Raw genomic sequence first — 13,223 nt, 5'->3', positions numbered from 1 at the left:
TCATGCCAATAATTTTCTATTTGTTCCACTTGCTCTTTTGTAAATGTAAATGAATTTTCATATATGGTAAAAGCTTGTTACAATAGTAAAGAATAACTTGGGTACAATTGATAATGAAATGGGGAAAGATGCTAGATGAAAGCAACCGGAGTGACTAGAAAAGTAGATGATTTAGGGCGTGTGGTAATTCCAAAGGAACTTAGAAATACGCTAGGTATTAAAGAAAAATCACCATTAGAGATCTTTGTAGAAGGTGAAGACATTGTTTTACAGAAATATCAGCCCGGTGGTGTTTGTGCATTAACAGGAGAGGTATCAAATCGTAACATATCATTAGCAAACGGTAAGATAACATTAAGTCCAGAAGGTGCAGAACTATTAATAAAAGAAGTAGAACAGTATCTTGTAAAATAAGTGGCTCCTTTCAGGGGCTTTTATTAAAATTAATATAGTAATTTCGTGTATCGTAATATTTACCAAAAATAGAATCAATTCCATTCTCTTTTGTCGAAATTTAGTTAGTGTATATTTTCGTAACGGTTTTAGAAAGACAAAAGCTAGAAGAATTTATCGAATTCTCTGAACGAAAATTGCATGAGAAACATATTTGAAAAGGAAAAAATAATAAAAAGGCTAGTTAGTCCATTATAAGGGCTAACTAGCCTTTTTATTACCTTGATAAAGTAAATAAATCTCGGCTGATTCCCACTAATCACTCTCACCTGAATACACTTTTAAGTGATCCATTGCTATGGATATGGCATGTTTTTCTGTATCAATTAACGATAACCCCTGCTTAATAGGAGCCCAATACTCATATCCGTAATCCTCAAACCACGCAAAAACTTCTGTAGTGTAAAAACCATCATTTCGTTTGATAACTTGAACTTTGTATCCTTTGCTTGTGGAAACAATCTCTTTAATGATTTCTTCCATTGTCTATCTCCCTCTACCTTATATCCAGATTGTACCACATCAAGAATATAGATGATGAAAGGTATTTTGATTGCATAAGGTATTCATATTAAGTTTACATAAAACCTCATTATCAGCATCAATATATCTAGAAACAAAAAAATCCCTTCAATTTTCTTTGTATGTTGGCTATTAAATACGGTCTTTTCCAAAACCAATGATGATTTCACCTTCATGGTAAAATTCTATAACAAAATTATTTGGACAAAAAAGATAAGTGTCGCTACCAACCGCCGTAACATCGTCAATATTACGTAATATATCGTTTGAATTTGCATAGAGAATGGGAGCAGGCCCAGTACTCTATAGGATATAGATTTTACTTTCCAATGGGATAAGATGAGATATTGATCCATGGAGTCAATGGCATGTTTAAGGACAACCATATTCCAATTGATTCGTCCCCACCATTCAAAAGGGTAAGAGTCATTTAATAATTTGTATATTTCTGATCCTCTTCCAGGGGATAATTCTTTAGTTTCCACACCTAACACGCAGACGCATTCGTCATATAAAGCACCATAAGTAGGTTTGTGCTTTTTTCTATTTGCTTCAAGAAGTTCTAAGAGTCTTTGAGACCTGTTGTTTTTATTCATCATTTAGCACACCATAAGGTAAATGAAAACACATACTAAAATCTTTATAAATAGATAAAAACTCTTTTATTTCTTGGCTAATATCTTCTAGATTCCCATATATATTATCTTCGGCTAAATTTATTTCCTCATTAAAATTATACAGCTGTTTATCTACATTATCGAACCCTTCACAGCAATTATTATGTACTAATTTAAATATAAATGGTTTTATTTTCAATGCATTTTCTCCAGTTATAATAAATTTCTCACATAAAAGTCCCAGTATAATTTTCACTGGTAATTTTTCATCATATCTTCCCTTTATGTTTTTTAATTTAGATGCAATATCGACTAATTTATCATTACTGGATAAAGAAACGTCAATAATTTCATTAGCAGGACTATCTAGTGTTTCAATAGTTTGATCAGCCCAATTAATTACATCAGTTTTTGAAAATAAACCAATTTGTAATCCTATCCTAAAAACCTCAGCCATTTCTTTTGTTTTAGCCATATATATGACTACTTAGATTTTTAGGTAAGTATACACCACTTGGACATTATTAATAAGAGCCTAATAAAAAATTCTCTTGGATGCAAGAGGATTTTTTTATTGGGAATAGTAAGGGTGAGGGAGGTGCATTACATATGGGAAAAGGTAGAAGTAATAATGCTGGTAAAAAGCAACCGAATTTCGATGATTCATCTAATTTCGCTAAACAAAGCCAACCGACAGAAAAGAAGAAGAAATAAGAAAAGGAGCTCTCTTTATCAAGAGAGCTCCTTTTTAAGATATATTGACGTATCGATCACTCAACCAAATAGTAATAAGTGTAGTTTTGAAATAAAGTCGTACCGTTTTTTTATGATGAATTGAAATCTGTCTGTGACTTCGTTTTTTTCTTATTTAGCTATCAGAGAAAATTAGTTTAAAGAAGGACATTTTCAGGTGTGACGAATTTCTCTCACTCTTTATTTTTTTATGACATTAGGAGAGGCTAGCCCCTCGCTCCATTTCCCCCCAGCCTTTACCTCATACTGGAAAACAAAGGGTATGGGTATACTTTCCTGTTTGATATTTGTTTTGTTTAAAATATTGTTCGTATAGGAAGCGAATAAGCTTCCTATACGAACCACATTACATATTAATAATTTAGAAGGTTTTAAAAATAAAGAGGTGGTTTTTAAATGTATAATGAGTCAATATATTATCCTTATATAAATTATGATCAATACTTCGATCGTCAATTCCCTGGTCCTCAGATTCCAGGTATACCTGGAATGCCAGGTTTTCCGGGTGTACCAAGTTTTCCAGGACAGCAAAGTTCACTAGCTCCAACATCTCCCCCCTCCATCATTTATTCCTCAACAATCAACAGCTTCACCATTTGCTGTTGATCCAGGAGCAATTTCATTATGTTTATTTCGAAATACTTATATATGGCTTAGTAATGGTGAACAGTTTTGGTATTTCCCAATTTTTGTAGGACCAAGGTCTGTTGCTGGTTTTAGATGGAACGGTAGGTTTTGGGTTATTTTTGGAATTGATACGAGAAGGATTATTTCATTTACATGTTTTTAAAAATTATAGAGTAACGATAGAGGTTTAATTATATAAACAAAAGAGGTATTTGAATGAAAAAATTTCAATCATTTGATGGTACAATAACTATGATTAACGATTTTGTAACAGAATCAAACGAAGATATAGGATGTAATAAATTAATGTCCGTAGATAATGGTTATGGGAATCTAATAAATTTTGTAGTGAAACCAAATACGTATTTTATCGACTATGCAACGGTAGTAGTAGGAGATAAAGTAACTGGGTTTTACGATGCCAACGCTCCTGCTCCTCTTATTTTCCCACCACAATTTCAAGCGATTGTTATGGCAAAATATACACCGCATCAAAATGTAAAAGTAGACTATTTTAATGAACAGTTGGAGAGTAGTGATGGAAAATTAAAATTAAATATTTCTCCTTCTACTCAAATTTTATTAACAAATGGTCAATTCTTTACAGGTAATCTTGTAAATCGAAATTTAATAGCTATTTATGGTTTTACGACAATGAGTATACCAGCTCAAACTACACCATATAAAATCATTGTTTTGTGTCAAAAGTGATTTCTATTCTAAAGGGTCTCTCGGTTTATCAAACTACAATCCATTGTAGAATCAAAAATTTTAGCCATCTTATTGACCAGAATCATAGGCATGTCAAGAGACGTTTTGCCAAATCTGCAGGATTTCAAAATCTTCGCCATGCTTCATGTACGATAAAAGGTATCGAGACCATTCATGCCCTATATAAACAACGGTGAAGTCTTCAAAGAGACTCCGCCTTTTCAACGTATAATAGACTTCAACAATTACTAGCTAATTCTTAAACCTTGATCCTTATTTACCTTAAGAAAAGCAAATACCTCAAAACAAAAAACACACTCGTTCTGATTAGGAACGAGTGTGTTTAGGTTATTTGAAAGGTACAAACTTCCATGAGCTAGGTTTTTGTGTTTTTCCCCCTAGTACAATCCAACTTTTCTCTGCATTTATATTCTCATAATTTAATGGATAACCATCTGTAAAAATATTATATTCTGTAGGGTTATCCGGGTTAATTTGAATTTTAAAGTCTGCTAAACTATCAGATTTCTCAGCAAGGTGAACCCAACTAGAATATTTCGACCAATTTAAATATTGATATTGATCATAATTAGAATGCTTCATGCGAAGGTATACGCTTTCACCGTGGTGTAGCTTTGCATCATTATCTTTGTAAAATACAAATTCTATAGGTGTACCAGATTGTATATCATTCTTTTTATTTGCAAGTAAAACATAATCGTAACGATTTGCTACATACCATTCAAACGTTAGACCTTGAAAAGGAGATTCACTTGGTACGATATAATAGTTTTTCCCTGCTTCTATAACATTTCCTGCTATATCATAGATTTGTGCAGTTTCTAAACTTGGAGCTTGTACATTTTTAGTAAACGTTTTAAACCAAAGATTTAGGAAACCTGCTGTATTACGCTGAGATTCTCCTAAGCTTCGCTGCACAGCTGGGGTAACCATTTCTTGCCACAATTGCGCCTTACCGCTATTGTAATACGCAAATGTTTTATCATTAGCAATATTTTGAATTTCAGGTTTAGCTACTCGGGCTGCATAATCAATCCATTCTTCAGGTGTAGATAGAGAGTCGTTATAATTCCCTCCAGTATTAACTGCAAATTGATCTTGAATGGTTGTAACATAATTTTCAAAATAGCTATGATATTTTATAGCTCTCATATCAATTGCGGTAAAATTTGCTGCATGCATAGGTTGTGTCGCATCTGTAAAGTAGTGCGTGGCTACCCCTAAGTAATAGAAAGCTTTTTCATAGTCTTTATTTCGTAAATGTTCTCCAGATTCATCAAAGTATTTCTTGCCTTGTGTAAGAGCAGTTGGATCTGTTTCTCCTCTATAATTTTCTTTAGTATCAGGATCATAAAAATGGGATTTCCATCCACCTTTAAAAACGCCGCCTATTCCCGTTCCACCATCGTTAAATTCTGCATTATAATCTGCATCATATAATCCTTTAGAAAATAGATCTTTATATTGCGGATAATTTAAGAAGTCCACAGCCTGCTTATTTGCTTCAACATTAGATTCTGTTTTCATAATTTCAATAGCTTGTTTTGCAATCCATAAATGTGTACTTTTATCAGAATGATACGGTGCTTCTGCAGACCATCGAGCGGTAATAGGATCATTCTCAGTTAAATCAATTTGATCGAGATGAGCAGAACTACTTTGAGGAGCTACTCCTAAAATAGTTAAAGTCATTCCAGCTATACATAGTGTTGATGTGATTTTTTTCATTTTTTATTCCTTTCTAAATATGAAGATATAAGTATTATAAATACATCAATATCATGAAGATACAGGAAACTCCTAATATGTAATATTGCATATTAATAAATTTGTATGAATATATATATATATATAACTTAAAAATCACTATAACGAATATGCAGGTTTCCTTTTTTATTTGTTAGTTTTATCAGTAAAGTAGACTACATATCAACTTCAGATACTTGTTTTATGATACAAGTAATCAAACAAAAGGAGGGCCATACAAAATGATTACACCATTATTAACAGGGCACTCTTTTAAGTACAGGAGATTATTAGCAGGTGGAGAAAATGTTGAAGATGTTGAAGATGTACAGACAGATAAACATATTCCATATGAACAAAATGAATTGCAGCAAACTCTAGAAAAGTACGATTCGAAGGAGTTGAGTTATAAAAAGAAAATAGATAAATTGACAAGAGAAAAGCACTTTGTGTATATCACAGATGTTTTTTATTTTCATTTTGATAGGGCTTGAATTAAATTTCCATGTTTTTTTTGCATCCATTCAATACTACATATGTAGTATTGAAGTTATTAATAATAAAATGTATTATAGATAAGCGCAATTTATAATTCAAGTAAGCCGGAATGTGTATTCGTAGTAAATGTAATATTCAGAAATAATAGTATTGTCTGGAAAATGAGGTGGAATTAATAGAAACGTTACATATTAAATGATATGGATTGTATAGTTTAAATAACTTTTACAGTAGAGAAGAAGCTTTTAAGAAGGTTATAAACAAAGAAATATTGCTCTATATTGAAAAAAATAAAAGCGCTTTATACAAAAGATAAGGGGACTTCATAAAGATTCATGTTGTCATGAAAGCGAATTAAAGGTTAGATTAGGAATAATAGAATTCCCTAGTGATGAAAGTTATTCTGAAAAGAAGGTGAAATCTTTTTTTGGTTTCACGGCATATCCATTAGAAAGCGCAAACTAAAGAGGACAGTTGATTTTAAAAATTATAAATCGGTGAAGAAGAGGCTTATTTGTTAATAAGTATACTTAAGTACAGAAACTTATTAATCTTTAATTTATTAAACTATTTTTGAATAACATATGTCAGATACTTGAAAACGCACAAACCTTAATATTTTCATTATTTAATAAAAATATTAAGATTCTTAGGAACAATACGTAAAGATTAGTGGCGAAAATAAACACGGAGGTTTGGAAAATGGGACAAGGAAGCAGGTTTCAAGAAAAACAACAAAATCGTCGTAATAAGGGGATATTTAATATCGCATTTAGTGTGGTATTAGTAACAGTTGGCATAGTGACGTATCAGTTGTTTTTCACTTCTGATACATCAAAGAAAGCAATTGCTCAAGAAAAGAAAGCAACAAAGATAGAAGAGAAGAAGAACGAAGATAAAGAAGCGGCAAAGATAGAAGAAAAGAAAAACGAAGATAAAGAAGCGGCAAAGATAGAAGAAAAGAAAAACAAAGATAAAGAAACAGCACATTTAGAAGAGAAACAAAAAGTAGAAGAGCCTGTAAAAACGAACGGAAATGAAAATAAAGAGGGAGAAAAAACGATATCTCAAGAAAAGGGTTCTCAAACTAATCCTTCCTGGAAGGCAATTGGTACAGAGCAAGGAGCAAAACCTGCAATGAAATTTAAAGAAGGAACAGTAGATTGGAATGAGATGAAAAAAGCAATTTCTTATGCTGTTGATGTTCCAGAGAGTCAATTGATTTTTGATTTTATTGGGAATAATGGTAATAATAAAGCCTACGGTAATGTACGAGATAAGCAAAGTAATAAAAAATATAAGGTTGATATTGATTGGGTAGAGAATCAGGGCTGGAAACCAGTATCTGTTCAAGTGGTAAAATAAAGAAGCAAAATGTAAATGCTCTCCTCTCTTGTTGTGAGCGACTAAGCTATTATAGTCTAGATAAGATAGACTTGGTTCTATATGATGTTTGAGTTGACACTCCCATGCCTAAAGGGGCAAGCTGACTAACATCAGTAGGATTCTTGCTACCAAAGGCGAAGTCCATTTCTGGTATCGCTGACGTGCAAGGTTGCGGTGTGCCATCACCACTCTCACGACAGACCGTATAGGTTCGTGTTCAGGTGTTTTAGCGTCTCGTTCTTGACGACACATATCATTTTGCTGATAGCATGCGAAATATACATAAAAATAAAAGGACAATGAATGTATTTATATCGTGCCGTTGATTCTGAAGGAAACACGATTGACTTTTATTTGAGTAAATCTAGAAATCATAAGGCTGCAAAGCGCTTTTTTAAGAAAGCTTTGTAGTCTTTTCATGTTTCAAATCCTCGTGTTATAACAGTCGATAAGAGTCCTGCTTATCCAATTGCTATCGAACAGTTGAAGGAAGAAAAAAGGATATCAATGGGCACCAAAACCCGAAGGATAAAATATTTAAATAACATAGTAGAACAAGATCATCGTTTTATTAAAAAACGTATACGCTCTATTTTGGGATTTAAATCATACAAAACATCAGCTTCTATATTGAGTGGTATTGAAGCCATGCATATGCCCAAAAAAGAACAAATTGATTTGCAGGACCAGTCTGTCCAAAATTAGAATATTTTTATCAACCGGCTGTTTGGATTAACTGCTTAACAGGTGATTCCGTTAGGAATTCTTGATTCTTTTTTACTTATCATTTTTTACACCAGAACCGTACATTCTATCAATAAGAGAAATATATAATTATGCATATCTTTTTTTATTTCGATAGTATCAAAATATAATTAAAAGGTTTTAAATGGATTGATAAGAAGATGCGAGTATGAAGAAAATCATAGGACTTATAGTATCATTATTTTTATTATTTTCTACTTATGCACCAACGTTTACAGAAGCAGCCGAAGCTTTAAATAAAGTAGGCTGAGTGAGGAAAATAGAGAGCCTGGTCGTAATGAGTAGCCCTTTTTTTATAACGCTTCTTTATAGGAAACCTTTTACATATTCGTTATAGATCATATTCACAATGTAAGTCCTTGATACGTCTGTAAAAACGTATTACAAAGTGTACTTTTTAATTAATTAAGCATATGTCTCTTTTTCGGGGGAATAAGCAAAAACACCTAGTTTAAAAATTTTCACAACAGAAACAGATAACGTGATAAAGTATTAGTTACTGTGTATGTAATGATAATAAAAGAGCCTTCCCTAATGGTGTTTTTTATAGCTTAGCTTATACGATTTTAGGAAATTAATAGCATTGTATACCGCTATTGTTTACCTGATTTCCAAAAAATAGAGGTGATTGTAGGTGACTAAACCTATTAAAAAAAATAGTCGTTATATGGTTGGATTAGACAGTCTAAGGGGCCTAGCTATACTAGGTGTTATTTTGTATCATATTAATTTTAATTGGATGCCTGGAGGATTTTTGGGGGTTACTGTATTTTTTGTACTCTCAGGTTATTTAATTACAGATATTCTAGCGATGGAGTGGAAGAGAAATAAGAGAATTGATTTTAAGAAATTCTGGCTTAGTAGGGCAAGGAGATTGCTTCCAGCAATGTTTGTTATGCTCGTTATAACGTTGGCATGGATTACGATTTTTCATAGCTCTTTACTTGAAAAAATGCGTGGAGATTCATTAGCGGCGTTATTTTATGTTAGTAACTGGTGGTATATTTATCATAAATTATCTTATTTTGATAGCTTTGGTCAGCCTTCTCCGCTAAATCATTTTTGGTCGTTAGCTGTTGAGGAACAATTTTATGTGGTTTGGCCGTTCGTCATTAGTTTAGGATTTTATTACATAAAAAAACAATCACGCATGATCTTATTTATTTGTCTAGGAGCAATTGCATCTGCTTTAGCAATGGCAATTCTATATGAACCAGGCTCTGACCCAAGTAGAATTTATTACGGTACTGATACACGGGCTTTTTCTTTATTAATTGGAGCGGCACTTGCTTTAATTTGGCCAAGCAGTAGACTTGCGAATAAAATTATTCCGCAAGCACGTCTTATTCTTGATGTTATTGGGGGAGTTGCTCTTAGTATCATTCTCATTATGTTTTGGAAGACGAATCAATATGAGCCGTTTCTATACCGTGGGGGAATGGTCCTTTTATCAATTGCTACAGCCTTGTTAGTCGCTAACCTTGCGCATCCGGCTAGCAGAATCGCACTATTTTTGAGATTTAGACCACTGCGTTGGATGGGCGTGCGATCATATGGAATATATCTTTGGCATTATCCGATTATTACATTGACGACTCCGAAGGTAAATGCTGGAGAGTTTTCGATTACAAGAGCAATTCTTCAATTTCTCCTAATTATAGTTATTGCACAAATTTCGTGGAAGTTTATTGAAAATCCAATACGAAAAGGCGCATTGAAGAATATTCGGATTAAGAACTTGAAAATAAGAAACTTAACTGTAAGTGGTAAGTTAGCTTTAATATGTGCAGTATTTATTTCTTCGATAGCTACTTTTGGATTAACAACAGCTAGTAAAGCAAAGGAGAATCCTCCAAAAGATAAGGTGGAAGCAGTGCAAGAAGAGCAGGCTAAACATCCCGTTGCAGTTTGGGATAAACCAGCTAATGAACCACCTCAAAATAAAGAAGAACAAAAAGAAGGGATTCCCGCACAGCCTAAAGACCCTCTAACAGTTACAGCTGTAGGAGATTCAATCATGATTGATATTGCTCCGTATTTAAAAAATGCTTTTCCTAATATTAGGATTGATGCGGAAATAGGGCGGCAAATGTCCAAAGCAATCCCTGCTGTGGAACAGCTAAAGAATGAGGGGAATTTAGGAAATCATGTCATTATTGGATTAGGTACAAATGGAGCCTTTACTAAGGAGCAATTAGCATCATTAATAAAAGTGATTGGGGATGAACGTAAAATTATATTAATTAATACGAGAGTACCACGTCCGTGGGAATCGTTGGTGAATGAGAAGTTAAAAGAAGCAGCATCAGCTTACAAAAATGTGGTGTTAGTTGATTGGTATGCAGCAAGTGCCGGAAATCAGGCATACTTTGAACCAGATGGCGTACATTTAACGAAAGCAGGTGCAGAAGCATATGCTGCCCTTGTAGCAAAAGCAGTGAATCAATAGAGAGTACGGAAACGATTCTGATGAAAAGATTTACAAACCGTATTTACGAAATTCTAACAAAAGAAAATGAATTTAACGGATTACCAGAAAGAATCCTCCTTCCTCAAGAGTGCGCAGGGCGTAGCCCAACGATAGGTGGGAGATGAATTTCGGTTTGGCGTAGCCAAAAAGCACGTAACTGTTAGGATCAAAAGTATGGGTAGAAAATTATGGTGAAGCAATCGCTGGTAATACCGGTAGTGCCATTAAAGGTAATCGTATTGATGTTTTAGTAAGTTCAAAAAGTAAGGCCATGAATTGGGGAAGACAAACTGTTAAATTAAAAGTTCTATGATAATTATGGTTACCCAAATAGAAGTCAGTTCTCTTTATTGAGACTGGCTTCTATTTTTATTTTTAATGGTCATAATGCTCCGCAAAAATAAGTACTACTATCTACTGATGATGGAAAGTGATTAGCGATGTTGATGTTTATTACAAATTTGTAAGTTTATGTAATAGAAATCGATAGAATTGAATGTTTGAATAAGATAACCTGGTTAACGGATAGAAAATTCTGGGAAAAGGAGTGGGATAGATGAAGAAAAGTAAAAGAACATCTAGTTTTCTTAAAAATGTTGTATGCATATTTATTTTCATATTCATTATGGGTGAATTGACTTCTACGAAAGTGGCAAGGGCAGAATCGAACATATTGGCTAATAGGAGCATAGAAAACTTTAAGAAAAAGATGGATGAACAAGTACCTAAATGGCTGGAAAACTATGATGTACCAGGGGTTGCAATAGGAGTTGTACATAATGGGCGTATTGCTTATACACTTAATTATGGTTATGCAGATAAAAAGAAGAGAAAAGAAGTGAATGATAATACTTTATTTCAGGCGGGTTCGGTGTCCAAAAGTCTTACTGCTTGGGGAGTTCTACATCTTGCAGACGAAGGACTTTTATCATTAGATGATCCGGTTGACAAGTATTTAAACAAATGGAAATTACCAAATTCGAAGTTCGATAATAATGAAGTCACGATAAGAAAATTACTAAGCCATACGGCAGGATTATCCACACATAAAGGGTATTTAGGAGTGGTACCTGGGGAACCGCTTGATTCTATTGAAGAGTCACTGTCTGGGAAAGGGTGGCATAATGATCCGGTTGAAATAATTAAGAAGCCTGGTTCAGAAGCGATATACTCTGGGATTGGCTATACGATTTTACAGCTTGTTATTGAAGAGGTGACTGGGATACCCTTTGACCGTTATATGGAGGAACAAATTATGAAACCATTAGGGATGAAATCTAGCTCATTCCGACAAATCCCGGAGAACTCTAATCTTTCGAAGGCGTATGGATACTTTGGACAGGAAATTCCGAATTATCAATATACAGAACAGGCTGCTGCAGGTCTCAAAACAAATGTTATGGATATGATGACTTTCATACTTGCAAGCATGGACACCAATGTTCATAAAGGTAAGGGGTATGGTGTCATCAAAAGTGAACGTGTGGAGGAAATGCAAAAGCCGGTATTAGACGAGACTGGTTTAGGTATATTTGAGAGTCAGTTATCGAGTCAGTGGAAAATGATGTATCATTCTGGCGATAATCGAGGGTGGCATTCCTTTTATGGCTACATTCCGAATACAAAAGATGGATTGGTCATTCTCACAAATGGTGAAAATGGTAAAGACTTAAGACAGGATATTTACCATGAATGGATAAAACACGAGACTGGGAAGTTCCCTGAAAGTTACTTCTCCTTCGAAGAGCAAAGAAAAATCAACATTATTATATCCGTTGTTATTGGGGGAACACTTGGTATATACTTGCTACTATTTGTAATTAGATTGAACAAGGGGAAAAGAACTTTCATTTTGAAGCACGAGAAAAAGCCTTACATCAGAGTTGGAGTTAGAACGCTTCTACTTTTTAGTATTGCTCTGTACTTGTTTTGTCGCACCTACATGTGGAGTACTTTAAGTTTAAGTGTAAGCAATAGAATAAATATAATGCTCATAATGGCATGGATAATAGCGTTATTAATTACTGGATTCTTTCCAAAAAAACGAAGTAGCACAAATAAAACGTTAAAAGCTGAAGGTTATAAACCAAAAGGAAATTAAACGGGTAGTTTGTTTAGGCGCATAAAATAATAGTTAGGTTTAAATAGAGTACTAAATATAAGTGAATAGTAACGTACAAAAAGGGCTGCGAGTAATTAGCAATCCTTTTTGTATGTTAATTAAATAAAAGTTGGAATTACTGAATTGTTTTTAATTACCTAATTTATAAATAATTCATGTAAAAGAGTTAATGATGAAATTAGAAATGGTATTTTAGCTTATATATGATTTGTTCTCATACTGTAGAGAAATTTTTCTCTACAGTATGTTTTTGCGTTTAAACGTTTTCGAGCGAGGAAATGGATATTTATCGATCTCCAGTTTGAGAGTTTTACGGACATTGCATGGAAGATGATAGTAATGGTTGTATAGGAATAGAATTTTTAAAAATTAAACTTTATTGTAAATCAGCAGTTGGAACTGCTAACTATCTACTGTTAGGAAGTTTAAAGGTGGCCGAGGACAAAGGAGGGGGCTTGTGCCAAATAATTTGTACATTGTCAAATTGTTTATACATATTTGAATTGTTTGTGTATATTTTATTCTACAGTAT

The 13,223-nt window shown here is 33.5% G+C and carries 11 protein-coding genes and 6 pseudogenes; 12 read left to right on the top strand and 5 right to left on the bottom strand.

Going from position 1 to position 13,223, the window contains the following annotated elements; all coding sequences use genetic code 11:
• Positions 1-135: 135 nt before the first annotated feature.
• Positions 136-414 (top strand): AbrB/MazE/SpoVT family DNA-binding domain-containing protein, encoded by a 279-nt coding sequence (locus tag V7038_RS23930; RefSeq protein WP_000648339.1) that lies wholly within the window; start codon positions 136-138, stop codon positions 412-414.
• Positions 415-708: 294 nt separating this feature from the next.
• On the opposite strand, the gene V7038_RS23925 is transcribed toward V7038_RS23930, so the two are convergent.
• From V7038_RS23925 to V7038_RS23920, 4 genes and pseudogenes are all read right to left on the bottom strand, one after another.
• Positions 709-936, bottom strand: coding sequence for a hypothetical protein (locus tag V7038_RS23925; protein WP_335695738.1), 228 nt, complete (start codon positions 934-936; stop codon positions 709-711).
• A 171-nt stretch (positions 937-1,107) separates the two neighbouring features.
• Positions 1,108-1,224, bottom strand: a complete 117-nt coding sequence (locus tag V7038_RS29615) for a hypothetical protein (RefSeq protein ID WP_431165004.1) — start codon at positions 1,222-1,224, stop codon at positions 1,108-1,110.
• 152 nt (positions 1,225-1,376) lie between these two features.
• Positions 1,377-1,571, bottom strand: a pseudogene (locus V7038_RS29610) (hypothetical protein); the annotation flags it as partial.
• Positions 1,564-2,067, bottom strand: a complete 504-nt coding sequence (locus tag V7038_RS23920) for a hypothetical protein (RefSeq protein ID WP_070139017.1) — start codon at positions 2,065-2,067, stop codon at positions 1,564-1,566. The gene V7038_RS23920 and the pseudogene V7038_RS29610, both read right to left, overlap by 8 nt.
• Positions 2,068-2,741: 674 nt before the next feature.
• Between V7038_RS23920 and V7038_RS23915 the strand changes: the two are divergent.
• The 3 genes and pseudogenes from V7038_RS23915 to V7038_RS23905 all read left to right on the top strand — a co-directional run.
• A pseudogene (locus V7038_RS23915) lies at positions 2,742-3,135 on the top strand (collagen-like protein).
• Positions 3,136-3,188: 53 nt separating this feature from the next.
• A complete protein-coding gene (locus V7038_RS23910; protein WP_335695737.1) occupies positions 3,189-3,683 on the top strand; it encodes a hypothetical protein in 495 nt (164 codons plus the stop codon).
• Positions 3,684-3,706: 23 nt separating this feature from the next.
• A pseudogene (locus tag V7038_RS23905) lies at positions 3,707-3,946 on the top strand (DDE-type integrase/transposase/recombinase); the annotation flags it as partial.
• 85 nt (positions 3,947-4,031) lie between these two features.
• Here V7038_RS23905 and V7038_RS23900 read toward each other — a convergent pair.
• Positions 4,032-5,432 (bottom strand): zinc dependent phospholipase C family protein, encoded by a 1,401-nt coding sequence (locus V7038_RS23900; RefSeq protein ID WP_335695736.1) that lies wholly within the window; start codon positions 5,430-5,432, stop codon positions 4,032-4,034.
• Between the two features lie 260 nt (positions 5,433-5,692).
• Here V7038_RS23900 and V7038_RS23895 point away from each other — a divergent pair, with 260 nt between their 5' ends.
• The 8 genes and pseudogenes from V7038_RS23895 to V7038_RS23860 form a co-directional block, all read left to right on the top strand.
• Positions 5,693-5,944 (top strand): hypothetical protein, encoded by a 252-nt coding sequence (locus V7038_RS23895; protein ID WP_070139019.1) that lies wholly within the window; start codon positions 5,693-5,695, stop codon positions 5,942-5,944.
• A 209-nt stretch (positions 5,945-6,153) separates the two neighbouring features.
• Positions 6,154-6,368: pseudogene (locus V7038_RS23890) on the top strand (sodium:proton symporter); the annotation flags it as partial.
• 282 nt (positions 6,369-6,650) lie between these two features.
• A complete protein-coding gene (locus V7038_RS23885; RefSeq protein WP_335695735.1) occupies positions 6,651-7,313 on the top strand; it encodes a DUF1510 family protein in 663 nt (220 codons plus the stop codon).
• Between the two features lie 294 nt (positions 7,314-7,607).
• A pseudogene (locus tag V7038_RS23880) lies at positions 7,608-8,039 on the top strand (IS6 family transposase); the annotation flags it as partial.
• A 694-nt stretch (positions 8,040-8,733) separates the two neighbouring features.
• Positions 8,734-10,548: an acyltransferase family protein gene (locus V7038_RS23875; protein ID WP_002203228.1), complete on the top strand. Its 1,815-nt coding sequence runs from the start codon at positions 8,734-8,736 to the stop codon at positions 10,546-10,548.
• Between the two features lie 181 nt (positions 10,549-10,729).
• Positions 10,730-10,882, top strand: a pseudogene (locus V7038_RS23870) (3D domain-containing protein); the annotation flags it as partial.
• Positions 10,883-11,125: 243 nt separating this feature from the next.
• Positions 11,126-12,670 (top strand): serine hydrolase, encoded by a 1,545-nt coding sequence (locus tag V7038_RS23865; protein ID WP_335695734.1) that lies wholly within the window; start codon positions 11,126-11,128, stop codon positions 12,668-12,670.
• 344 nt (positions 12,671-13,014) lie between these two features.
• A partial coding sequence (locus V7038_RS23860; protein WP_335695733.1) for a hypothetical protein occupies positions 13,015-13,223 on the top strand: 209 nt, incomplete at its 3' end.

Source organism: Bacillus sp. JJ783 (genome assembly GCF_036963225.1).
Taxonomy (GTDB): domain Bacteria; phylum Bacillota; class Bacilli; order Bacillales; family Bacillaceae_G; genus Bacillus_A; species Bacillus_A cereus_U.
The sequence above is the reverse complement of the archived record's forward strand: the minus strand, read 5'-3'. Positions and strand labels throughout refer to the sequence as shown.

What these genes read in the sequence shown, in the direction of transcription:
- V7038_RS23930 (WP_000648339.1), top strand. Translation starts at nt 136, where the DNA reads ATGAAAGCAACCGGAGTGACTAGAAAAGTAGATGATTTAGGGCGTGTG.
- V7038_RS23925 (WP_335695738.1), bottom strand. Translation starts at nt 936, where the DNA reads ATGGAAGAAATCATTAAAGAGATTGTTTCCACAAGCAAAGGATACAAA.
- V7038_RS23920 (WP_070139017.1), bottom strand. Translation starts at nt 2,067, where the DNA reads ATGGCTAAAACAAAAGAAATGGCTGAGGTTTTTAGGATAGGATTACAA.
- V7038_RS23910 (WP_335695737.1), top strand. Translation starts at nt 3,189, where the DNA reads ATGAAAAAATTTCAATCATTTGATGGTACAATAACTATGATTAACGAT.
- V7038_RS23900 (WP_335695736.1), bottom strand. Translation starts at nt 5,432, where the DNA reads ATGAAAAAAATCACATCAACACTATGTATAGCTGGAATGACTTTAACT.
- V7038_RS23895 (WP_070139019.1), top strand. Translation starts at nt 5,693, where the DNA reads ATGATTACACCATTATTAACAGGGCACTCTTTTAAGTACAGGAGATTA.
- V7038_RS23885 (WP_335695735.1), top strand. Translation starts at nt 6,651, where the DNA reads ATGGGACAAGGAAGCAGGTTTCAAGAAAAACAACAAAATCGTCGTAAT.
- V7038_RS23865 (WP_335695734.1), top strand. Translation starts at nt 11,126, where the DNA reads ATGAAGAAAAGTAAAAGAACATCTAGTTTTCTTAAAAATGTTGTATGC.